Source organism: Limnothrix sp. FACHB-881 (assembly GCF_014698135.1).
Lineage (GTDB): Bacteria > Cyanobacteriota > Cyanobacteriia > CACIAM-69d > CACIAM-69d > CACIAM-69d.
Genome location: NZ_JACJSN010000001.1, coordinates 546,004 through 568,455, shown reverse-complemented (window position 1 = coordinate 568,455; position 22,452 = coordinate 546,004). Strand labels below are relative to the sequence as shown.

The window sequence follows — 22,452 nt, the reverse complement described above, 5'->3', positions numbered from 1 at the left end:
ATGGCAGACCGTTTGACCCCAGCCAACTAGCGGTCGCCACAGCTCCTGGCTCTTAAGCTTTACCTTTCTTCACTCTCAGCCCCTTGCGTCTATCCGGGGAACACAGTATCTACGCACCGTCGCAATGGGGCAGCCATAGAGACTGTGCTCGCTCACCTGGGAAAGGCTGGGTCGTTCTTGCCCTAGCGAGCTTGGGTGGCAGGAGCATCCGGGGCAACATTGGGCTGCGGAGTCATGGGTTGGTAGCGCTGGAGCGCTTGGTTCGCAAACTGGCGCAACTGTTCAGCCTTGGCGTAGGCAGTGCTGGCCGGGTGAACCCGCTCCAAGTTGTTTTCGATTTCCTGGAGCGTTCCCAACAGTCGGGGATTGCTGGGGTCAGCAGCGGCCAGGGTGCGCCATTGGGCGATTTGCCGATCCGCTTGTTCCAAAGACTCGATCGACTGGCGTTCCAAAGCCTCCCGCTGCTTGGCAATTGCCAGATTTTGCGCATATTCCGCTCGGAGTCGCTGGGCGGCCGCAAATTGCGGATCATCATCCTTAATTTGGGTCAACAGGGCCAAGGCCTCTTGCCACAGGTTTTGCACCACCCGCCACTGTTCCACCGGATGAGGGGGTTTTTGAGCCGCCAAGGCCGCCCGAAACCCATATTCCTTGGCCCCCGTGATTAGGCTGCCTACTTGCTGCCGCCCCACCGCCCGACCGGTGACCGACTGAAAGTCTCGATCGATCCCAGCTAATTTGGCGCGTGCTTGCCGCCCGGCCAGGGTTTCCTGGGGCACTTCCCGCAGGCGATCGATTCCCGACTGCCAATCACCAAGAGCCGCGTTTTGGGCGCTGCTGTCCTTGGCGCTTTGGTGCTGTTGGCGGGCCGTTTCCACGGTTGCCAAAGCCTGATTCAACAAAGCTTGGGCATTGCGCTCCTGAAACACTTGCGCTTCCAAACGGGCCACGGTTTGGCGGGCGGCGGCAAATTCATCCAACGTGAATCGCCACCGGCATGAAAACAGAGTGCAATAAGTCTTTGGCCGAGACCCCAAAAACCAAACGGGCAGGCGATCGAGCGCTGCTTGGGCCGCTTGGGTTTTGGTGGCTCCCAGTTCAATATCGGCCGCACTGGTGGCATTGTCGAGCAATTGCTTGGCCTGGGCCGTGGCGGCGGTGGCGGCTCGATAATCTTGATCCATCATCCAAAAGCTGGGCAGCAACAGCAATGGCGCGTTGTCTGCCACCACATTCCGAATCGGCGGCAATGGCAGGTTGGCCAGGGCAATTCCCCCCGTCGCCACCACCACGCCCGCCAAACCACAGCCCCAAGATCCCCAAGCCCAAAATCCCCAGCCCGTCTTAGGCTGGTTAAGGCGAGCGGCGGACTTGAGCAAGCCCAGATCAAAATCCGGGAAAGCATCACTCACGATCGCCCGCAGATCTTCAAAGCCGGCCGGCTCGCCAGACTGCAACCGCAACTTTTCTAACCGCTGCCACAGCACTTCCTTGGGAATCCGGGCGGCGGGTTGTTGTTGATAGCGAGCGCGGATGGCTCCCTTCAGGAGTTGGTAAGCACGATCATTGAGGCGAGACATGATCCACGGGGTAGAGAGGGCCGATCGCGAGCAATGGTTGAACCCGATCGCGCTGTTAGTTGCGGGCGTACTTTGGGGAAGTACCTATGTTGTTGTCAAGTCTAGTTTAGAGGCCGTTTCCCCGAGCGTTTTGATGTTGGTGCGGTTTGGCATTGCCACCATTGCTCTGCTGCCGATCACCCTCTGGAGCGGTTTGCCGAAAAATTCAGCCGCTTGGGCGGTCACGGGGCGCGGAGGCTTGGAATTAGGCTTCTGGATGGCCTTGGGCTATGTAGCTCACACGATCGCGCTGCAATACACCACGGCGGGGCGTAGCGCGTTTATCACCGCCCTCTATGTGGTGTTGGTTCCGTTGCTGACGGGCGTTGCGGGCCAGCGGCTGTTCCCTAAGGTTTGGTGGGCGGCGGCGATCGCGGCGTTGGGGGTGGCGTTGCTGTCCTACGATGGCGCACCGCCCAATATTGGGGATTTGTGGAGCGTGGGCACAGCCATCACTTGGTCTTTTTATATTTGGCGGATGGAGGCCTACGCGGCTCGGGCCCAAGTGCTGTGGCTGTCGTTAATTCAGTTGGGGATCACGACTCTGGCGGCGGCCCTGTGGGTGTGGGGGTCTTCATGGGCGATTTCGTCGGCAATTTGGAACCCCCAAACCATTCCTTGGCTAGATTTGGTCTATTTGGGAACCTTTGCCACGGCGGGCACGGCCTGGTTGCAGGCGATCGGCCAGCGATCGGTGGCGGCTCCGGTGGCGGCGATTTTGTATACCTTGGAGCCAGTTTGGGCGGCCCTGATGGCGGCGGCTTGGTTGGGGGAACAGTTGGGCGATCGGGGCCGGGTGGGAGCGGCTTTGGTGCTGGGGGCCTGTTTGCTGTGCCAGCTCCCGGTGCGATCGCTGGGGCGGCAACTGGGCCGGGCGATCGCCTCAGTTTGGCATCGACCTTAGCCGGCAAAAAACAGAGCGGGGACATAGGCTCACCTCCCTTGTCCCCGCTCAATACGGTGCAATTGCTCAAAAAACTTTACCGATAACGGCGCTTCCGGCGGGCAGCAGCGGCCTTACGCTTGCGCTTTTCGATCGGGGTTTCATAGTACCGGCGATATTTCACGTCCGCCAAGATACCGGCTTTCGAGACTTGGCGCTTGAAACGGCGTAGCGCGGATTCGATTCCTTCGTTTTCACCCAAAACCACTTGGGTCATGCGGTTTCACTCCTTGCGATAGGTGGACAACATATGGCGCACAGGCCCAAAGGCATGACGCTGACTCTTTTGAGGCAAATTGGGCGCTGGCAAAAGAGGGCGATCGCTAAGAAAATCGCCAAATATCTATCGTACCAAATGGAACCACTTTGGGCGGAATCGTTTGCGGGAGTTGTGGCCGGGTGCTAACCACCAAGCCACTGACCCAGGGGCGATCGGCTCCAGGCCAGGGCTGCCGCGCCGCTGCCCCACAGGCCGTAGAGTCGGGCGCTGTACCAAACCAGCCCGAGAATCAGCAGCCCGCGCCCGATCGCCCGCCGAAGCGATCGCCCGATCGGCCAAACCAGTCGCCGCCGCGCCCGTAGTTCCACGGCCCATTGCAATCCCAAACCCAGCAGGGCCGCGAACAACAGGGGGCCGAAGGGATGGTAGCCGATCGCCCCCGGCCAGTCTCCCCGGGCGATCGCCACGAACGATCGGGTTAAGCCACAGCCGGGACAGGGTAACCCCGTTAGCCAGTGAAAGGGACAGATCAGCGGTGAAGTTTGGTGACTGTGGGCCAGCCAGTGGGCCGCAACGATCGGGGAGGCCACCAGCGACAGGCCGATCAACCGATGCTGGCGATCGGCGGGGGCGAGGGGACGGTGAACCAACAGCGGTCGTTGCATCACGAAACGAGGTTATGGGTTTTCAGGAATTGGGTTTTCGGGAATTGGGTCGATCGCGATCGCCCGTGGGAGCGGCCGCCGGAAAGAGTCCATGGCCAGCAGCATCCCAACCAATCAGCCCTAGGTTTAGCAACGGCTGATCCGGTGCGACGATATTAGGCAATATCTTTCAGAGATCTTGAGCATAAGGGTAGGGTCATGGGCAACGGCTTAGGAACGATCGCGCCATTTTCTTTGCAGGAAGTGGCCCACATCACGGGAGCAACGGTGCGGCATTTAGACGATCGCGCCTTGGCCCAGCCGATCGCCCAAATCAGCACCGATAGCCGCGCGATCGGCTCAGGGGAGCTGTTTGTGGCCCTGCGTGGCGAAAATTTTGATGGGAGATCGTTTGTGCCGGGGGCGATCGCGGCGGGAGCCGTGGCGGCGATCGTTGAGGAGCCGATCGACCAGCCCTGTCCGCAACTGATCGTCCCCAATGCCCTGACGGCCTATCAGGCCCTGGGACGGGCCTGGCGCGATCGGGCAAACATCCCTGTCGTGGGCGTGACCGGTTCGGCGGGCAAAACCACCACCAAGGAGCTGATCGCCGCCGTCCTGGGCACAGCGGGTCAAGTTCACAAAACCCACGCCAACTTCAACAACGAAATTGGCGTACCCAAAACCCTTTTGCAAATCACCGGAGCACATGATTTCGCTGTGGTGGAGTTGGCCATGCGCGGTCGGGGACAAATTGCCGAGCTAACCCAAATTACTCGCCCAAATGTGGGGCTGATCACCAACGTGGGCACGGCCCATATTGGATTGCTGGGATCGGAACAGGCGATCGCGGAGGCCAAGTGCGAACTGCTGACGGAAATGCCGATCGATAGTGTGGCGGTGTTGAATGCCGACTGTGCCCGGCTGATGGAGACGGCCAGCCGCCTTTGGCCGGGGGAAGTGATTGACTACGGTTTTGCCAACGGAACCTTTCGCGGTCACTTGCTAGATGCCCAAACCCTAAGCGTGGAAGGCAAAACCTTTCCCCTCCCGTTGCCCGGTCGTCACAATGCCCTCAATTTTCTGGGCGCTTTGGCCGTGGCCAAGGTGTTGGGGGTAGATTGGGAGCCGATCGCGGCGGGCTTGGCGGTGGAATTACCCGATGGGCGGGCCCGTCGCCACGACTTGCCCAATGGGGTGACCCTGTTGGATGAAACCTACAATGCTGGTTTGGAGTCGATGACGGCGGCTCTGTACCTGTTGGCGGAAACACCGGGGCAGCGGCGCTTGGCGGTTTTGGGAACCATGAAGGAATTGGGCGATCGCGCGCCCGAGTTCCATCAACAGGTGGGTGAGTTGGCGCGAGATTTACGCCTGGAGGGTCTGTTAATTTTGGCCGATGACCCCACGGCCTTGCATCTCGCAGCGGGGGCCGAGGGCATTCCCTGCGAGACCTTCACCACCCACGAAGCACTGATCGATCGCCTGCAAGGGGAGTTGCGATCGGGAGATGTTTGGCTCCTGAAGGCTTCCCGATCAGTTGGCCTCGATCGGGTGGTGCGGGCCCTGTTGGCTCCGGATCGCTAAACCCACTTGAAACCAACTGGGGCAAGGGCTAAATTTCCAGGTTCAGGGCTGCGGGGGTTCCGGCGGCAAATCCAGGGCGATCGCCCCTCGCTGGCTCACCCCCGTCACACGCGCTTCCAACCAGTTGGCACAAAGTCCGTAGGCATTGGTGAAATCAGCCCCCGCTAAATTAGCCCCCTGGCCGTTCACCTCTTCCAAATTGGCTCCGGTTAAGCTGGCTCCGGCCAAATCGGCCTGGCTTAAGTCCGCCCCCTGCAATTGGGCTTGGCTGAGGTTGGCTCCCCGCAAGTCGGCTCCTCGCAAGTCGGCTCCCCGCAGATTGGCTCCGGCGAGGTTGGCCCCGCTCAGAACCGCCCCGATCGCCATGGCCCGAGTCAGGTTCGCCCCCATCAGGATCGCTCCCCGAAAATTAGCCCCCCGCAGATCCGCTTCCGCAAAATCCGCCTGGGTTAAATTGGCCCCAACCCAAATTCCTCGGGCGATCGCCCCAGTTGCTTGCAGTCCCACCCCATTCACACCCGAAAGCACCGCCCGGTTTAAGCAAGCGTGGCGCAGGTCTGCCCCGGTCAAAATAGCTCCCACCAACCGACTCTGACTCAGATCCGCCCTGGATAGCTGGGCCTCTTCCAAGTCCACACCCGTCAGATCCCGATCGGCTAGCTGCAAAAGCTGACCATCGCGAATGGCATCCAAATCAAGCGGAGAAAGACTAGTCATAACACCGGCCAAACTGAAAGTGATGGAGTTGAGCAGGGGGAATTGCCTAGGAGGTCGCCCCCTCATCCAACAGCCACAACCCCGAGGAAGCTCGCAGCGACATCTGTGGCAATTCCCAGCCCTGTTGCAATCCCTGGGCCAACAGGGTCAAAGCCTCCAAAAGCTTTGGATCCCAGCGTCCTGACTGATCGCGGTAGTGCTGCAAAATTTCGTTCGGTTGCTCACCGCCCGATCGACGGTGCTGGAAGTCGGCACAAAGGGCCACCAATCGCGACTCCAGCGGAATAGCATCCCCCGCCAACCCCGAAGGCTGCCCGGAGCCGTCCCAATGCTCCGTTAAATGGTTCAAGATGTGGGCGATCGGGCGCAAGCGCGGCATCACTCGCAACACCTGCACCGCACTGAGATCGCAGCAATCGGCAGATGGGTCAGCCAGCCCTTCACGCCAAACGGCAGGCCAACGGCCCAAGCGATGGAGCGCGGCGGCCAATCGCATTCGCTTGAGTTGGGCCGCTGGCAAATCCAGCAATTGCCCGATCGCCTCCGTCAGCGCCGCCACTTCCGCCGCCGATCCGGAATTTTGCCCATCGGACAGCTCCAGCAGTTCCGCTAACCGCAAAAATGCCTGCAATTCGTTGGAAACCAGGTTTTGATCCAGAGGGGCCCCCACTTCAAACCCCAATTGCCCCGGTTGCAATGCCGGGTGGCGATGTTGATGGGTGGATTGCAAGTAGTTCACCACCTGCTGGGTAATGGTCAACCAGTCTTCTCCTGGGGCCGTGGCCTGCTCTTGGGCCACCGCTGCCAATTGCCGTTGAAGCTGTTCTGCCAGGGCTGGTTGATAGCGAGCCACCCGTTCCACCAGCAAGGCCGCACCGCGATCGACCCACTGGGGCACAAAAGTCCACAAGCCATAGAACTTACGCTCTAAGTCCGATTGGGGCAGCCCTTCGGGGCCATAGTCCGCCGCCGTCAATTCCTGACAAAGCACCATGGCACAGTAGGACGGCGACACGATGGTTAAGTGCCATTCTTGGGCAACCGGATCCGTGGGACTGAGGGGCACAATCGCCACGTTCGATCGCTGGCTGGTGGGATGTTCCGCAAATCCCGCATCCGGCGCAGCTAGAATCACAATCTGGCGCGATCGATCCGCCAACTGCCCGTAACGATCGGCCTCTTGCAAATACCATTTACCCAGTTGAAATGCCGCCAGCACCACCGGCCGGCCCTGGGACTGGGCGATCGCATCTTCCAAGGCATGACACAGGGCCACAAGCGTGTTTTTGTAATAAACCCCCAAGTGGAGCGTTGCCCCGTCCACCCGGGCCAAATCCGTTAATTGCTTCAGAATCGATTCAGGTAACACAAGCGATTAACTACAAGCGAGGGATGAGGGCGATCAAAATTGGGGCGATCGTGCAATGGCGGCATTACCAGCCCAACAGTCCTTCATTCTCGCCTATTTCCAGGCCCCGGCTTGCAGCCAACCGCAAAGAAGCACCATCACCCCATTGTCATCTTGGCCTCATCATCATCAGAATTTCCCCCCAACGGCAGCGATCTCCGCGCCCGATCGCTCGCCAGACTTTCGCAACTTTTTTAAAGTTTTGATGAAGATGGTAGCCAAAAACTTGTCGAATCCCCTTCTCCTAGGGAATAATCAGGACAGCAACTCAGGCGAGAGAACACGGATGCTGACGCTCTCTTGAGTTTGTTCCCGTTCTTGCCTCTGTCCCGGGTGATTGACGGATAGCTCTAAGGTTCATCCGCAGCCCTAGATCAGCTTTACCTGAAACCTTAATAGTTAAGGCAGGTCAACGTCGAAAGCCGCCAAGCAATGCTTGATGAGTTACGGGGGGTAACTCACTAGCCGGTGGCTCAACAGAAGCCTAGTTTTGCCAAGATTTCGATAAAAAAATCGGAATCGCGAGGGGGGAAGGCGACTCCGAATTCGTCTACGTCTTTTGGGAGGAAAACTTGAGGGCTACTTGAACGTGGCCCTTTGGCTTTCGCTCTGATTGGATATTAGCATCTCACGCAGCAAAAGTTTAGTCTTCTTGTAGAATTTTTACCAATTCTGGGTGGGATACGGACTAAGAAGCCTCCCAATCGTCAAAATTGAGGCTCTTCACCCTGGAAACATTGAGGCTCTTCACCCTGGAAACCAGAACCGCCATCCAGGGGCTGCGAGCCGGTTTGGTTATCCACGGGAAAGCATTGAAACATGATCCTGGGCGTAAATCGGGGATGACGCAAGGGAGTGATGAGACACCCCCATCCCCAGGTCTCCAGGATAGTTGGTTGGTGATTGGCGAGTGCCTCAAGCTACTTTTCAGGCATCCCCTAAGCCATCCCTTAAGCTCAGCGTTGGCGATTCAGCTTAGGGGGCTGGTGAACCTTGGGGCGTGGAAACTGAGGTGGTGCTCAAGACTTTTTGAGTTTGTAGATCCAACTCTGCCACATTCAGCACTTGGTCACGGGTATAAAACACCGAAAGGCGCTGATCTTTCACACCCGATGCGCCGTGAAACTGATCTACATTCTCAATCAACAATGCAAAGCGCTCACCGTTGGCATCGGAAATTGCCAGGGTTTTGCGATCCTTTTCGGTCAGGCGGCGATCCTGATTGCTGTCGGTTGTAATGACCAGATAAACAAACCCAACTGGTGTTGTGCTCGGAGGATCCGTGGGCTTTGCGGGAGCGGCTAAAAGCTTTTCATCCACCCAAATCAGTCCCCGATCGGGTGGTTTGAGCCAATAGGTTTGACGTGTCAGCTCGTTAAAAAAGAGATAGTTCTGTAGGGAATCTGCCTCTTTGGAATAGGAAGAGTTGGCAAATCCACGGCTTTGTTCATAATCCTGGGTTAGGTGCAGCGGTGCGCGTAAGGTGTTGGTTCCCTCGATTCGCGCAAAATTTCCCAATCGGGTTCGGGTTTCAATCGATTGGGTTTGGTCAATGTTCATCACCTGCGAAGCGGAGTGCGATCGCGCGTTGTGCAGCAGCATTGAGATCAGTGCTAATCCCATCACACCCAGAGAGAGCAAACCACCCAACAGGATCAGGACTGCATTTACACGCCAGATTTGGACAAAGACTTGTCGAAGTTTCATAGACAGCAGGCGCAATGATAATAGGCGCAATAGTTAGAATTAGTTGATTGAATTGGCATTGCGTTAGTGCCAAGTTAGCCTTCACTCCAGTCAGCCAACTCAGCCGATCGAGCACTAGACATACAGCTAGTTCAGAAAGCCAGTTCAAATTCCTAATCAAAATTCTATCGATCATTGAAACCCTGGTGATTCAAGTATCGGCCACTTTTCGGCGCGACTGACCGTCATTGCATGATCAATTATTGATTTTTGATGAATCATCGATAATTTTCAGATCTCAGGCTGTTTTCTCTAGTTCATTAGAAATTATTTAGATTATTTAGATTATTTAGACTTAAGTAATCGACAATTAACTAAGATTAAATTCAAAGCAATCTATTTCAACTTAGAACTTCTTCTTACTGATCAGTTTTCCAGAAAGTAGCAATAAAAAAATCCCCCGACGGAGGATTCTGTCATAACAGGTCAGCTCAGATTCTAGAGCATTCATGCAATCTTAGAGGTCACATGGTACTTAGTCACAAAACAGCCGAATGATGGAAAACGCGATGCTCAGAAACCAGCTTCAACAACTGACTCATTGGCTTTCGAGTTGCCTCAAACCATGCACCTGAATTTCGCCCATGAGCATGACTGGGGAGTGAGACAGCATTACCATGATGAAGCTCGATCGATCCCAACGAGGCAGTTGCTCCGGGCCATCTCAAATCGTCACCACAATTCAAACAATCAGAGGTCAAGACTTGCTAAATCGGCGCTAAATTAACCTTCAGCCAACCCTAAACCAACGCTGAACCAGTAATGAAAAGATTTGATCGATTGAGATCATCTTTGTCTCTGGATTGATCAAATATTGTTGGTTTATTGTTGGTCAGTTCTGCTAGTTAGGTTGTCTAATTTAGCCGCGCCTTTAGCCACGACGTTCATCACCACGACGCGGGGGGTCTTGATTGCTAACCGCGCGGGCCACAACCAAGAGGGCTTGGGATGAGTCTTGATCATGAGCAGAGGTTGCCTGAGCGACCAACGGGGCAGCATTTTGGATCACGCCTGCCGCTGTGATGGTCACAACCCCAGTGGCGATCGCTGCACCTACGCGGGCGAACAGGGACGGCTTGGTAGGGGAAATGTGCATTTGAGTCATACAACCTCGTGCAATATTGAGAGTCTCTAGTCCTTCTTTCGGTTGACCTTTCGCATTTCGGGAAAACTGCAACCGATCGCTCTAAAACTGACAATAGAAGGTCTCAAAACCAGCACGAGGATTGGCATTTTCACTTTCGCAACTGAGCTTCAGACTTTGATTGATCCGGATCAGTTCATAAATTGACCTTGAGCACAGTAACGTTGCGCTCTCAAGGGTTTGGAACGTTTCAGCCATTCCAGAAGGGATGGTGCTAAGCGGGGCAATTTAGAAACTGGCACGAATACTTCGCGAAATTTTTAAAAATCTTCAGCTTTAACAAGAGGTCGTATTATGAGATGGCAATTCCATCGAGACTCCAAGCCCGATCGCCCCGAACAGGCTGACACTGGCGCGTAAACGTTTTTCATCACCAGACGCTCTGGCACTGTTGAGGGTGAAAGCGTGCAAACGACAGCGTTAAATCACTATCGACTTGGGATCGGCTCGTTTGGGTATCTAACTCGCTTCATTTAGACAGCCAGCCAGTACATTCACCCGGGCTGTCGCTTTCCGAGACTCAGGAGGCTTTTCGTGAAATCGTTGTTTTCTCGCGCTTCAGCCGCAACCCTGGCCGCCGTGAGCGCGGTGCTGGGATCGATGGTCTGTTTCCCTTCGATCGTGCAGGCCCTGAGCACCGATGAAATTGTGCGGCGCTTGGATGTGGTGCCGTTGTTTTCCGTCACCCAAGAAAATGGCCAGCCCATTTTGGTGTTCCCCAAGCAACAGAACCAACCGGCCGCCGAACCCAAACCGGCTGATGGCGCAATTTTGCACTTTGTGGATCCGGAGGATGTGCGGGCCTTTGCGAATCGCGTTCAAAGCGAAGCGCCGCCTGAATCCCGCAAAGTTAGCTTGGCTCTGTTGACGCTGGGCCAGTTCTATCGGATGTGGACGGAGGCTCAAAATAAGCCAGAAATGCCCGACTTGGTGGTCACCCCCAGCAAGGAAGATGTGGAAGCGGCGATCGCGATTTTGAAGCAACAGGGCCAGTCCGTTGAGCAATTTGCGGGGATTCCGTTGTTTTATGCGGTAGATCCCCAAGCGGAGGATGCGCCTCTGACGCTGCGGGCAGACAATCGCGAAGTGGTGCCGTTTTTCTTCAGCAAGCGAGACTTGCAAGCGATGCTGGATGATTACAAACAGCGTCAACCGGACATCATCAACCGGGCCCAACTGCGGGTCTTTACGCTGGATGGACTGATTGAGGAGCTGAAAAAGGCCACGGATCCTAACTCGTTGGTGGGCAGTGTGCGCTTGATTCCGTCCTCTTCGGCAGCGGCGTTTTATATGCGGGCCATGCGATCGAACCAACCCGGTCAGCCCAATGGTCAGGGTGCTGGGCAGTCGGGTGCTCGCCCTGCCACTCCGGCTCCCGCGAGCGGGGCGGCTGGGTTGGGAGGACAACCGGCTAATCGCTAATCGCACCCGCTAATCATCACACCCGCTAAATGGTGTGCAAAACCGACCGGGGCAATTAGCGCACTGGTCGGTTTTGATTTTGGAAAGTGGGTTAGCTCCTAGACTGGTTTGGGAATCGCCTTGGGCATGGAACCGGGCGCATGAACGGTTTGATCAACAGGATGGAATGGACGATGGTGAGTTTGGGATTGCGAGAGCGTTGGCAGTCAGTGCGATCGAACTGGCGGCACTTGGCTGGAGGCTGGGCGATCGGCTCCCTGGCTTGGTTGGCCGCGATCAGCCCCTTGGCAGCGCTGCCCCCGGAGGAAATTGCCCGCAAATTAGAAGCCGTGCCGGTTTTTGCCCTCACCGATGCCCAAGGTACGCCCGCCCTGATTGATGTGGGAAATGCCGATGGCCAGCGCACAACGGTGGCTCGGATGTTTTTGAACCCACAAGATGCCCAAGAGTGGCTGAAGCGACTGCAAGCGGGAGCCGTGAGTTCATCCAGCGAATTACGGGTCAATGCCATTCCCCTGTCGGCAATCTATGAGCTATTGCAAAAACCATCTACCGAATATCAATTGCAACTAATCCCTGATTTGGAAGAGGTGAAATTAGCCCGGGAACTGTTGGCATTAAATCAACAACCGCCGGAAAAATTGCAGGGAATTCCACTATTTTTGGTCACCGCAAGCGACGGGTCAGCCCCCACCTATGTCACGGTCGATCGGGATGGAACGGAAGAAATTCGCTTTTATATGGATCGGGCCCAAGCGGAAGTGGTGGCCAAAACCTTTGCGGAGCAAAATCCCGAGCTAGCCGCCACCGTTCAAATTCAGGTGGTGGATTTTGATGAGTTTCTTTCGGTTCTTTCGGAGCGGGAAGATGAGTGGCTATCGCGGGTGCGGATTATCCCTTCCCAAAATGCCCAGGCGTTTTTTGAAACCATGGGCAACTAGGCTGTTTTTGAAATCCCAATCAAGCTTGAACCGTTGATTAACCCCAAAACAAAGCCCCCACTCATGAACTGAGCAGGGGCTTTGCGATCGGGCAATGAAGGCACGAAGGAACCTAGGCAGCAAATCCTAGAAGTTCATTTCGGCGGCTTGCACCTTCTCCACCTGTTTCTTCTTCAGCACCAACAGAATTTGGGTGATCATCACCGCCACAAACAGGGCCAGCAGACCCAGGACGCGGTTGGGATCTTGCAGCACGATTTCCGTATCGGTTTGGCCAAAGCCGCCCACGTTCGGATCGTTGGTGATTGCTTGACCAGCCGTCACCACATCGCCTTCCTTGACGATCGGTTGCGGGCCAGCGGGGATAGCATCTTCCACCGTCGAGCCATCTTCCTTGGTAATACTCACAAGGTAGCCACCGTCATCGGTCTTGGCGATCGAGCCGATCGTGCCAGCCGCCGAAGCGTTGTAAACCGTGTTGTTGCTCTTGTCGCCCGTGGGGTAAACCTGGCCGCGGCCACGGTTGCCACCCACATGCACCGCGTACTTGCCGAACTTGATCGCCTTGTCCTCAGCGGGGTTGGGCGACAGCACGGGGAACACGATTTCTTGGTATTGATCGCCGGGCAGCGGCCCCACGATCACCACGTTATCTTGACCTTCTGCGTAGGGCTGGTAGAACAGGCCTTCGGTCTTTTCCTTCAGTTCTTCAGGAATCCGGTCTTCGGGCGCAATTTTGAAGCCCTCGGGCAGCATTAACACCGCACCCACGTTCAGGGGGCCAGGTTCACCCGTGCCGGTCACCTGTTGCACGCTGGTGTCGTAGGGAATCTTCACCACCGCTTCAAACACCGTATCCGGCAGTACCGATTGGGGCACTTCCACGAGCGTTTCTTTCTTGGCCAGGTGGCAGTTGGCGCAAACGATCCGACCCGTGGCTTCCCGGGGGGTTGCCGGAGCCACTTGTTGGGCCCAGAACGGATAGGCCATGGCAGCCTGGGGAGCTACGAAGTCGCCACCGATCAACAGGGCGATCGCGGCGATCGCGGCGATCGCACCGCGAGTCAAAACCTTGAAAGCAGTCTTCATGAGTTGTCTAAAAAGTACGGTCAGCCGCGATATTGATGAGCAATTGTAGAAATTACGACCACCAGGGTTCTTCGCCGGTGCGGAAGTCGGTTTCCGGCCAGGGGCTGAGGCTAACGTTGTCGTCATCAACCGACACGTGAGCCAAGGCGAGGGACAGGGGCGCGGGGCCGCGGACAACCTTACCTTCGTTGTTGTACTGGGAACCGTGGCAAGGGCAAATAAATTTATTGGCGCTGGCGTTCCAGGGCACCACGCAGCCCAGGTGAGTGCAAACGGCATTCAGACCGTAATCGGCGATCGCCTCTTTGCTGTTGACGACCAGATAGGTGGGGTCGCCCTTGAGGCCTTGTACCAACACCCGATCGCCCACGTTGTGCTCGGCCAGGAACGAGCTGAGTTTAACGCTGTTGCCCAGAGCATCCTTAGCCGCTACGCCGCCACCAGTACCACCGGTCGAAGGGGGAATGAAGTAGCGCACAACGGGGTACAGCGCGCCCAGGGCGATACCCGTTGCCGAGCCAAAGGTCAGAAAATTCATGAACTGGCGGCGACCCATGCTGGGTACGTCCGCAGGGCTGGAAGCTTGAGCCATAATGCCTACTCGCGTGCCTTCTCTTGGGGGTTCTATAACGAATCTTAAAGATTGTATGACTGCAAGGGTGGGGTTTGAACGGGTCAAACAAAGCCACCGCAATTGCTAGGGTATTATTGCATCTCTCGGGCCAGGTGATCGCGTTGCTGAGGGGCGATCGGGCGGTCGTAACAGATCCGTATAAAACTTCATATTGCGTTACAAATAATCATGAATGGTAGGGTCAGGTTTGCAACCTGTCCTGACGGCCAGGCCCCTGCTTTTTAATCATCACCATCACTCGATCGCGCCATGACTGGTCAGGACTTACACCAATGGATTGTGGACAAGTGGGGCTTTTCCTACGATGTGCAAGTCCGCAAAATCAAAGACAAAATTTTTGTGCAGGTGATGTGGCGCTACCTGGAACAGATGTCGTTTCCGATGACGGAAGCGGAATATTTTGAGCATCTGTCCACGGTGGCCACCTACATCCAAGGTTGGGGCGCGGCGGAGCAGGTGCGATCGTTTATTGAAACCACCAAAAACCGGCCCCGGCAGGGCAAGGCCGTGAGCATCCCGATCGACCTGGGCGATCGGGCCTCCGAGTGGCTGCTGGACTTGTCCTAAACTCAGGCCCGAAACGCCCGAACGGGGGCGCAAGTTGCACCTCCGTTCGGGTTCGTTGGCCTCAGTTTGGAATTTGGCGATCGCCTGGAGTTGATGAGGCTGGAACGTTCCAGAACTCTGCCTAGAACGCCGCCGCGCCCGCTGCCGCCACCGCGTGATCCTGTTCGCCGGAGCCACCGCTGACCCCGATCGCCCCCACCACTTGTCCATCGCGGTAGAGCGGAATCCCGCCAGCAAAAATCATGATCCGGCCGCCATTCGACGCATGAATCCCAAAGAATTGACCGCCAGACTGGGAATGCTCCGCCAAATCCTTCGTGGCGATGTCAAACGCCCGTGATGTGTAGGCCTTATTGATTGAAATATCAATACTGCCAATCCAAGCGCCATCCATCCGCACGTGGGACACCAGGTTGCCACCTCCATCGGCCACGGCAATGTTCATGGGTTGCCCCAGTTCGATCGCTTTTTGTTCCGCCGCCGCAATTACTCGCCGCGCATCCGCTAGCGTCACCATATTCGGTCAGCCTTTGTTTTTGGGTAGATGTTTCGAGGGACGTTAGAAACGGTCAACGCTCAACAGGGCGGTCGCCTTTGGCCCAACGGCCGGCGCGATCGCCCTGTTGCGTCCTAGCCCACGATATCTAACGATCTCCATAATCTACACGGGTTTACTGGATATACCCTAGGGCTTGGTCGCCACCAACACGCCCATCAAGCCGCCCACCAAGGGATAGTGCCGCACCGATCGAAAGCCGATCGCCTGGGCCCGCTGCACCTGCTCGCGCCCTACGGGGAACCGCTGCAAACTGGGCAGGATGTATTCATATTCAGCCGTTGCGCCAAATTGCTGGGCGACGGGAACCACCAGCCGATCGAGATAGAGTTGCTGAAATTGCTGGGCGATCGCGCTGGCGGGCCGATGGAAATCTAAGGCCGCCAGGGTCGCGCCGGGTTTCAGAACGCGATATAGCTCCCGGAGGGCTTGGTCAAAGTCGGTCACATTCCGCAAGCCATAGCCCACCGTGGCGCAGTCAAATTCCCGATCGGCAAAGGGCAAATTCAGCGCGTCTGCTTCCACCCAGGCAATTGGGGCCAACGGCCGAAATCCTTGGGGTCTCTCCCGAGCGCGATCGAGCATTTGCGCCGAAAAGTCCGCCCCCACCACCTGACCGCCGGGGCCCACCGCCGCCGCCAACCGCAGGGCCAAGTCACCGCTGCCACAGCAAAGATCCAACGCGCGATCGCCCGGTTTTGCGCCGCTCCATTTCACGGTCATCTGTTTCCAAACCCGATGTAGCCCCAAGCTCAACCAATCGTTGAGATCGTCATAAACGGGCGCAATCCGGTTAAAGATGCCTTGGACGCGATCGGCGGAAGCAGTCATAGGAACCCGAAAAATCTGAAAACTATGGTTGTCTTGAATCGTTTTAAAAAAGGGAAATCAACCCCCAATTCCCGTAGGGGCGCACCGATGTGCGCCCTCGATCGATTAAGCCATTCAGCGATCAGTCCCCGCAGGAATGCACCGATGTGCGCCCTCGATCGATTGAGCCATTCAGCGATCAATGTCGCCGATTGATAGTGTTGGAATCGGTTGGTCGATTCAATGCCGCAATACTGAGGGCGCAAGCGTTGCGCCCCTACCGGATTGGGTTGCTTAATCGACAAAGGCCGATCGCGCCTGTTGGGTTTGTTCATAGCAGGTCTGGAGCGTGGCCCAATCCTGTTGATCGATCGCCCCGATGATCTGATCCAGTTGATCACGATAGCGCTGGAGCGATCGCAGTAATTCCGGCCGGTTGAATTGGGCCATCATCACCCCCAATTCCGGATTGCCACCGCCGACCCGGCTGGTGTCCCGAAATCCCGAACTAGCCAAGGATTGGGCCAATGCCAGGGTTTCGGGGTCTGGCTCCGCTCCGCAGGCCGCAATCAGGCTGGCGCTAATCGCCACGGGCAAATGGGAAATCCAGGCCACAGCGCGATCGTGTTGTTCCGGGGTGCAGCGGTACAGGGTCGATCGCAAATCCTGGGCGATCGCCGTGACCCGGGCGATCGCCTCGGTGGGGGTGCGATCGGTGGGCGTAATCGCAAAGGGGCGACCCACAAACAAGTCCGGTAGAGCCGCTTCGATGCCGCTGTCCGCCGTGCCCGCCATCGGATGGGCCCCGACAAAGTTGGGCCACAGGGGTTCGATCGCTTGGACGATCGCCTGTTTCACCGACCCCACATCGGTCAACACTGTGTGGGGGTTGAGGTGGGGAATCAGTTGGCGCACCGTCGGTTCGATCGCCCCGATCGGCGTACACAACACCACCAAGTCGGCCTCAGCCAGCAGCGACCATTCACAACCCGCCCGATCGGCAATGCCCAGCTCGATCGCCCGGGCCGCCGTTTCCGGCCGCCGCGCCACCCCCAGAATTTCGTGCCCCAAGGGCCGCAAGGCCAAGCCCAGCGACCCACCAATCAACCCCAAGCCAACTACACCAACCTTCATAGGTCTCCAGTCCCAAAACAATGGGGCACGGCACGGCCGCACCCCAACCCCACAGCAGTCTTGATGATCCGGATAATCCGGTGGTTGGCCCCTAGGACACCACGAAGGCGATCGCCATCACCCCGAGCACCAATCCCAGACCCAGAGCGCCCAAAACCACATAGTTCCGCTTTTCCGTTGAAGAGGGCGTGTCAGCGGTATACATCTTCGGTTCTTTGGCGAAATTATTCAGGCGACCGCCATCTTCCGTGGTGTAAGGCATTTGTTACAGTCCTTTGCAATTGTTAGCAACACAGCATTAATTCGCCACTGTAACAAACATCGACCGGCCCCGGTCAAGAGCCGTCCCTAGCTGCTGGTCACCAAACCGGTCAGGGGTGAGCTAGCGCTAGCCAATCCCTTCACCGGAATTCGCCCGGCTAAATAGCCCAACCGACCGGCCGCCGTACCCAGGGCCATGGCCCGCGCCATGGCGGCGGGGTTTTGGGCCTGGGCGATCGCGGTGTTAATCAACACGGCCGAAGCCCCCAACTCCATCGCCTGGGTGGCTTCGCTGGGCGTGCCAATCCCCGCATCCACCACCACGGGAACCTTGGCGTTTTCCACAATGATTTGGATATTGGCAGCGTTTTTCAGGCCCTGGCCCGACCCGATCGGGGAACCCAAGGGCATCACGGTGGCGCAGCCCGCCTCTTCCAAATGCTTGGCCAAGAGCGGGTCGGCGTTGATGTAGGGCAGTACGGCGAAGCCTTCTTTCACCAACTGCTCGGCGGCCCGCAAGGTTTCGATCGGGTCGGGCAGCAGGTATTTCAAATCGGGGATCACTTCCAACTTCACGAAGTTGTTGTCCTCTTGGCCCAGCAGCTTGGCCATCTCGCGCCCCAGCCGCGCCACCCGAATCGCCTCATCGGCTGTTTGACAGCCGGCCGTGTTGGGCAGCATCCAAATTTTTGACCAGTCGATCGCCTCGGCCAACCCCTCATGGCCCGGGGCTTGGGTTTGCACCCGGCGCACGGCCACGGTCACAATTTCGCAGTCACTCGCGGCAATGCAGGCCTGCATTTGCTCGATGCTGCGATATTTACCCGTGCCGGTCATCAGGCGCGATCGAAAGGTGCGACCGGCGATCGTCAGGGGCAAATCAGACACCAAATCAGTAGGGATCCAATCTTGGGCCGCAAGCGTCGGTGCATTGGAAATCTGCGTCATGGGAAATCCTGGCTGGAAATAAGCTGAGAGGGCGAACCCTTATTGTCTAACCAGTCGGACGCTCAAGGGGGTGGGATTTTTCGATCGGCTGGGGGCAGTCCCCGCGATCGTTGCGATCGCCCTGCGCCATCTCTTTGAGTCCTGTGGGCGCTGAAGTTGAACGAAAACCGGAGTACGATCGAATCGAGCCGAATCTGTTTTGCTGGATGCTTAACTTCAGCGAACCATCGGCCAATGATGTGCAGATTTTGGATGCTGCTTAATCCAGAAATTGCCCTTCAATTGCCCTTTCTATGGTTATCTTTGGAGTTTAAATTATCTTTGCTTTGGCCTTGTTTGCTTTGAGCTTGACTGCTTGGATTTTGACTGATTGTTGCTGTTTTCTTGTCGCGTCCTATGGCCGGAACTGAATCCTCGATCGCCCCACCCACTAGCACGCTCAACGCTCCGATCTTGCTCGTGGAAAGTGATGATTCGATCCTCGATCGGGCCATGACGGATCTCAAAAACGCCGGGTATGCCGTCGCCACGGCCAAGGATGCCCAAGCCGGTTTGACCTATGCGCGAGACTTGCCCGTCTCCCTGATTGTGGTCGATCGGCTGTTGGTTCCCGGCGAATCGGGGTTGTGGCTATGCAATCAACTGCGGGAGTTGGGGAACGTAGCCCCTGTGTTGTTGATCATGGCCCGCGATGAAGTGGAAGACCGGGCCGCTTGCCTGGAAGCCGGGGCCGATGACTATTTGCTCAAGCCCTATCGCAGTGAAAAATTACTGGAATTGGTGCGGCTTTATCTACGCCCCACGGAAACGGGCACACCCCTGTTGCACTTTGCCGATTTGGCCCTAGATCTCGATCGCCGCACGGCCATCCGCAACGGCCACACGATCGCCCTAACCATGAAGGAATTTGAGCTATTGCGCTACCTAATGGAAAACCCGCGCGAAGTGCTCACCCGCGAGCAAATTCTCGAAAATGTTTGGGGCTACGACTTTATGGGCGAGTCAAACATCATCGAAGTCTATGTGCGCTATTTACGCCTGAAGCTTGAAGACGAAAGCCAAAAACGCCTGATCCAAACCGTGCGCGGCGTGGGCTATGTGCTCCGAGAAACCTAGGCGATCGCCCCTTTAGTCCAACTCATCAATACAATTTTCTGAAAGCACCATTCAGCAAAGACAACCCAACCAATTCCACTCAGTAGAATCACCCAAAATTTAATCAAACTTCAGTCCAGTCAAATTCCAGCACAAACCCAGAAAAGACAAGGGGCTGAAGCCCCTTGCCCTCGCGATTTTGCAACACCAGAATTAAGGGTTTAAGACCCTCATTTTGAATCCTGGTTTTTGATTCTGAAGCTAGAGCCTAGTGCTCAATTTTTACAGACAGAATCTTGTCATTGGCACGGATTGCATTCACCACATCCATGTCCTCCGTGCGACCAAACACCGTATGCACGCCGTCCAAGTGCGACTGGGGCGAATGGCAAATGAAGAATTGGCTGCCACCCGTGTCGCGACCGGCATGGGCCATCGACAGGCTCCCCGCCATGTGCTTGTTCGAATTAATTTCGCACTTGATCGTGTAGCCCGGGCCACCACGACCATCACCATTGGGACAGCCACCTTGGATCACAAAATTGGGGATTACGCGGTGGAAGGTCAGACCATCGTAAAAGCCCTTTTCCGACAGATCCACGAAGTTTTTCACCGTGTTGGGAGCATCATTATCGAACAGCTCGATATGAATCGTGCCCTTGGCGGTTTCCATAATGGCGCGCGTCATGCGGTTGCCCCTTGTGTAGTCAGTTGAGATTGTTAGGTTGAATTCCTGGTGACGCGATGCTGGAAATGGGCAATCACAACGAGGTAGCCCACAGTCCGCCACTGTCGCCAAAGAATGCTGTCTGAGTTTACCGCTGCCGGGGAATTTCGATCCCCATACAAGGATTAATCTCTGCTTAATTCACCGTTATTTGACCGTTGATTAAACCTATGCATTCATGCCCGATCGCCCCGGGAATTAACGCTGCATTCGCCCAGCTCGTTTAGGCATGAGTTTGGGATTTTTCCGAGGCCGCAGCGGTCGATCGCACCCAAGTTAACAGCTCCTGAGGATGCTGAAACAGCATATCCGGCTGGCTGTTGCGCAACGCTCGTTCAGAATTAAACCCCCAAGCCACGGAAAGGCTGACCACGCCCGATCGGCGGGCCGCTTCCACATCCCTTGTTTCGTCGCCCACGTAGGCAACGGCTTCGCGCTGAAGGCCGGCCTGCCGCCGCACCCGCGAGATAGCGCGATCCTTGCTGAACAGACGCAAACTGGCATCAATCCAGGTGAAATAGTGCCGCCAGCCCATCAGGGTGAGGAATCGATCGACCGTCGATCGCTGGTTGGAAGTCACAATCCCCAGCCGGTAGCCCGCCGATCGCAGTTCTCGCAACACGTCCTCAATGCCCTGAATGGGCTGGAGGCGATGCAAATCGGCCTGGAGTTCCCGTTTCAGGCAATAGATCAGCCAAGGGCGCTGCCAAGGGGGCACATTGCTGTTTTGCAGCACCATGCGGGAATCGCAATCCCGCAGTCGGGCAATTCGTTCCGGGGTCAGACGGGGATAGCCAAAGCGTCCCGAGAGGCGATCGAGAATTTCAACCACCGCCTGAAAGGAGTCTGCCAACGTGCCATCAAAATCGAACAAAATTAACCGCAAGTGCTGAGGATCAACCGATGCAGCACTGGTGGGCAAGGACTGCGGCCCGCCGGCCGCCGCCGTAGACGCAAGCACGTGATGGGCGTTCAAGGATGAGACTCAGAATCCAGTTGGGTATCAATAGAGGGATCGACGGGGTGATCGGGAGGGAGATCGGCCGATCGGGGCAGGGACTGCGACGAAGCTTGAAACGAAACATTCGGGTCTAATTTCAGACTAGCACGGGCGTTTCGTCGCCACATCGCAGGCTTAATGCGTCGTAAAGCGGATCCCCGGAAGGCTTGATCCCAAGCCTCATCGCTGAGCTGAGCAAGCTGATCCAAGCGCGGAGCCACCACCCCCGATCGCGGTCGAAAGTCTTCAATATCCGTCGGCTGGGCAAATCGTTGATTCCAGGGGCAAACATCTTGGCAAATGTCGCAGCCCGCAACCCAACCCTGAAGGTTCTCGGCAATTTCCGAAGGCAGGGTCTCCGCACGGTTCTCGATCGTGTGGTAGGCAATGCAGCGGTTAGCATCCACCACAAACGGCTCGGGAATCGCCCCCGTGGGGCAAGCCTCCAGACAACGGGTACAAGTGCCGCAATGGCTGGTATGTGGGCGATCGGGCAATAATTCCAGCGTGGTGAACAGCTCCCCCAAAAACACCCAGGAACCATACTGGCGCGTAATTAAATTGCCATTTTTGCCAATCCACCCCAAACCCGCTTCCTGGGCCCAGGCCTTGTCCTGCACCGGGCTGCTGTCCACGGCCCAGCGGCTCTGTGCTCGGGGATCCAACGTCACTAACCACTGAGCCAGAGCCTTCAGGCGGGTTTCCAAAACTCGGTGGTAATCTCGCCCCCAGGCATAGCGGGCAATTTTGCCAAATTGGGGCTGGTTAAGTTCGGGCTGGTTAAGTTCGGGCTGAGCTGGGGCAGGCTCGATCGCTGACTCAGCTTGGGAAAAAGATGGGTTTAAGGGCCGCTGTTCGAGGGGTCGCTGTTCAAGGGGCCGCTGCTCAGGGCTGTAGTAATTCAGGGCAACGCAAATGACCGATCGCGCCTCGGGCATAAATTCTCGCGCATCAAATCGCTTGGGAGCTGCCATCCATTTCATTTCGGCGGCAAACCCGCGATCGAGCCAGCGTTGGAGGGCTGATACGGCCGATGGTAAGGGTGGGTACTCTGAGCTTATAGCTGCTATTCCCACCTGATGAAACCCCAGGGCGAGAGCTTTCGTTTTCACTTGGTATGTGTTTCGGCGAGCGATCGCCACTGGGGAAGACCCGCCCACAGCAGGGTCATACTCCAATGCGGTTGTGTCCATCGCGATTGGCTCACAAGACACGGCAGAGTAGTTGAGAGCCGGTCATG

24 protein-coding genes are annotated in these 22,452 nt (G+C 56.7%); 6 read left to right on the top strand and 18 right to left on the bottom strand.

Annotated features, from left to right (window positions below; translation table 11 throughout):
• Positions 1-182: 182 nt before the first annotated feature.
• Positions 183-1,580 carry a hypothetical protein gene (locus H6G52_RS02465; protein ID WP_190526157.1) on the bottom strand — a complete coding sequence of 466 codons (1,398 nt, stop codon included), beginning with the start codon at positions 1,578-1,580 and terminating at the stop codon, positions 183-185.
• Here H6G52_RS02465 and H6G52_RS02460 point away from each other — a divergent pair.
• Positions 1,579-2,523, top strand: a complete 945-nt coding sequence (locus H6G52_RS02460; protein WP_099532023.1) for a DMT family transporter — start codon at positions 1,579-1,581, stop codon at positions 2,521-2,523. The two genes, H6G52_RS02465 and H6G52_RS02460, sit on opposite strands and share 2 nt — an antisense overlap.
• Before the next feature lie 76 nt (positions 2,524-2,599).
• On the opposite strand, the gene rpsU is transcribed toward H6G52_RS02460, so the two are convergent.
• From rpsU to H6G52_RS02445, 3 genes are all read right to left on the bottom strand, one after another.
• On the bottom strand, positions 2,600-2,779 hold the full coding sequence (rpsU, locus tag H6G52_RS02455; protein WP_099532024.1) for a 30S ribosomal protein S21: 180 nt from the start codon (positions 2,777-2,779) through the stop codon (positions 2,600-2,602).
• 185 nt (positions 2,780-2,964) lie between these two features.
• The gene (locus H6G52_RS02450; protein WP_190526155.1) at positions 2,965-3,447 is read right to left on the bottom strand and encodes a DUF2752 domain-containing protein; all 483 of its coding nucleotides are present in this window, start codon (positions 3,445-3,447) and stop codon (positions 2,965-2,967) included.
• A gap of 22 nt (positions 3,448-3,469) precedes the next feature.
• Entirely contained in the window at positions 3,470-3,610 is a 141-nt protein-coding gene (locus tag H6G52_RS02445) for a hypothetical protein (RefSeq protein ID WP_190526153.1), read from the bottom strand.
• A gap of 35 nt (positions 3,611-3,645) precedes the next feature.
• On the opposite strand from H6G52_RS02445, the gene murF reads away from it, so the two are divergent.
• A complete protein-coding gene (murF, locus tag H6G52_RS02440; protein WP_190526151.1) occupies positions 3,646-5,013 on the top strand; it encodes a UDP-N-acetylmuramoyl-tripeptide--D-alanyl-D-alanine ligase in 1,368 nt (455 codons plus the stop codon).
• Positions 5,014-5,055: 42 nt separating this feature from the next.
• On the opposite strand, the gene H6G52_RS02435 is transcribed toward murF, so the two are convergent.
• The 4 genes from H6G52_RS02435 to H6G52_RS02420 form a co-directional block, all read right to left on the bottom strand.
• Positions 5,056-5,730, bottom strand: coding sequence for a pentapeptide repeat-containing protein (locus tag H6G52_RS02435; protein ID WP_190526149.1), 675 nt, complete (start codon positions 5,728-5,730; stop codon positions 5,056-5,058).
• A 46-nt stretch (positions 5,731-5,776) separates the two neighbouring features.
• On the bottom strand, positions 5,777-7,099 hold the full coding sequence (locus H6G52_RS02430; protein ID WP_190526147.1) for a DICT sensory domain-containing protein: 1,323 nt from the start codon (positions 7,097-7,099) through the stop codon (positions 5,777-5,779).
• Positions 7,100-8,113: 1,014 nt separating this feature from the next.
• On the bottom strand, positions 8,114-8,845 hold the full coding sequence (locus H6G52_RS02425; RefSeq protein WP_190526145.1) for a hypothetical protein: 732 nt from the start codon (positions 8,843-8,845) through the stop codon (positions 8,114-8,116).
• A 910-nt stretch (positions 8,846-9,755) separates the two neighbouring features.
• On the bottom strand, positions 9,756-9,980 hold the full coding sequence (locus H6G52_RS02420; RefSeq protein WP_190526143.1) for a hypothetical protein: 225 nt from the start codon (positions 9,978-9,980) through the stop codon (positions 9,756-9,758).
• A 582-nt stretch (positions 9,981-10,562) separates the two neighbouring features.
• Between H6G52_RS02420 and H6G52_RS02415 the strand changes: the two genes are divergently transcribed.
• Both H6G52_RS02415 and H6G52_RS02410 read left to right on the top strand, forming a co-directional pair.
• Positions 10,563-11,450 (top strand): Tic22 family protein, encoded by an 888-nt coding sequence (locus tag H6G52_RS02415; protein ID WP_158234332.1) that lies wholly within the window; start codon positions 10,563-10,565, stop codon positions 11,448-11,450.
• A 161-nt stretch (positions 11,451-11,611) separates the two neighbouring features.
• A complete protein-coding gene (locus H6G52_RS02410; RefSeq protein WP_190526141.1) occupies positions 11,612-12,391 on the top strand; it encodes a Tic22 family protein in 780 nt (259 codons plus the stop codon).
• A 126-nt stretch (positions 12,392-12,517) separates the two neighbouring features.
• Here the strand turns inward: H6G52_RS02410 and petA are convergent, their stop codons facing one another.
• On the bottom strand, positions 12,518-13,480 hold the full coding sequence (gene petA / locus H6G52_RS02405; RefSeq protein ID WP_199312099.1) for a cytochrome f: 963 nt from the start codon (positions 13,478-13,480) through the stop codon (positions 12,518-12,520).
• A gap of 52 nt (positions 13,481-13,532) precedes the next feature.
• Positions 13,533-14,072, bottom strand: a complete 540-nt coding sequence (gene petC / locus H6G52_RS02400) for a cytochrome b6-f complex iron-sulfur subunit (protein ID WP_190526138.1) — start codon at positions 14,070-14,072, stop codon at positions 13,533-13,535.
• 291 nt (positions 14,073-14,363) lie between these two features.
• Between petC and H6G52_RS02395 the strand changes: the two genes are divergently transcribed.
• Entirely contained in the window at positions 14,364-14,681 is a 318-nt protein-coding gene (locus H6G52_RS02395; RefSeq protein WP_190353824.1) for a DUF3067 family protein, read from the top strand.
• 121 nt (positions 14,682-14,802) lie between these two features.
• Here H6G52_RS02395 and H6G52_RS02390 read toward each other — a convergent pair whose 3' ends face one another.
• The 5 genes from H6G52_RS02390 to H6G52_RS02370 form a co-directional block, all read right to left on the bottom strand.
• Complete coding sequence (locus tag H6G52_RS02390; RefSeq protein ID WP_190353825.1) at positions 14,803-15,198, bottom strand: heme-binding protein; 396 nt, start codon at positions 15,196-15,198, stop codon at positions 14,803-14,805.
• A 168-nt stretch (positions 15,199-15,366) separates the two neighbouring features.
• A complete protein-coding gene (gene ubiE / locus H6G52_RS02385; RefSeq protein ID WP_190526135.1) occupies positions 15,367-16,068 on the bottom strand; it encodes a bifunctional demethylmenaquinone methyltransferase/2-methoxy-6-polyprenyl-1,4-benzoquinol methylase UbiE in 702 nt (233 codons plus the stop codon).
• Between the two features lie 273 nt (positions 16,069-16,341).
• Positions 16,342-17,181, bottom strand: coding sequence for a prephenate/arogenate dehydrogenase (locus H6G52_RS02380; protein ID WP_190353829.1), 840 nt, complete (start codon positions 17,179-17,181; stop codon positions 16,342-16,344).
• A gap of 91 nt (positions 17,182-17,272) precedes the next feature.
• Positions 17,273-17,443 carry a photosystem II assembly protein Psb34 gene (psb34, locus tag H6G52_RS02375; RefSeq protein ID WP_143473129.1) on the bottom strand — a complete coding sequence of 57 codons (171 nt, stop codon included), beginning with the start codon at positions 17,441-17,443 and terminating at the stop codon, positions 17,273-17,275.
• Positions 17,444-17,529: 86 nt separating this feature from the next.
• Positions 17,530-18,390, bottom strand: coding sequence for a thiazole synthase (locus H6G52_RS02370; protein ID WP_190353830.1), 861 nt, complete (start codon positions 18,388-18,390; stop codon positions 17,530-17,532).
• Between the two features lie 396 nt (positions 18,391-18,786).
• On the opposite strand from H6G52_RS02370, the gene nblR reads away from it, so the two are divergent.
• A complete protein-coding gene (nblR, locus tag H6G52_RS02365; protein WP_099534505.1) occupies positions 18,787-19,506 on the top strand; it encodes a response regulator transcription factor NblR in 720 nt (239 codons plus the stop codon).
• 247 nt (positions 19,507-19,753) lie between these two features.
• Here the strand turns inward: nblR and H6G52_RS02360 are convergent, their stop codons facing one another.
• The 3 genes from H6G52_RS02360 to queG all read right to left on the bottom strand — a co-directional run bounded on the left by H6G52_RS02360 (position 19,754) and on the right by queG (position 22,405).
• Positions 19,754-20,173 (bottom strand): peptidylprolyl isomerase, encoded by a 420-nt coding sequence (locus H6G52_RS02360; protein ID WP_099534504.1) that lies wholly within the window; start codon positions 20,171-20,173, stop codon positions 19,754-19,756.
• Between the two features lie 262 nt (positions 20,174-20,435).
• Positions 20,436-21,173, bottom strand: coding sequence for an HAD-IA family hydrolase (locus tag H6G52_RS02355; protein ID WP_190526133.1), 738 nt, complete (start codon positions 21,171-21,173; stop codon positions 20,436-20,438).
• An 11-nt stretch (positions 21,174-21,184) separates the two neighbouring features.
• The gene (gene queG, locus H6G52_RS02350) at positions 21,185-22,405 is read right to left on the bottom strand and encodes a tRNA epoxyqueuosine(34) reductase QueG (protein WP_190526131.1); all 1,221 of its coding nucleotides are present in this window, start codon (positions 22,403-22,405) and stop codon (positions 21,185-21,187) included.
• Positions 22,406-22,452 lie beyond the last annotated feature (47 nt).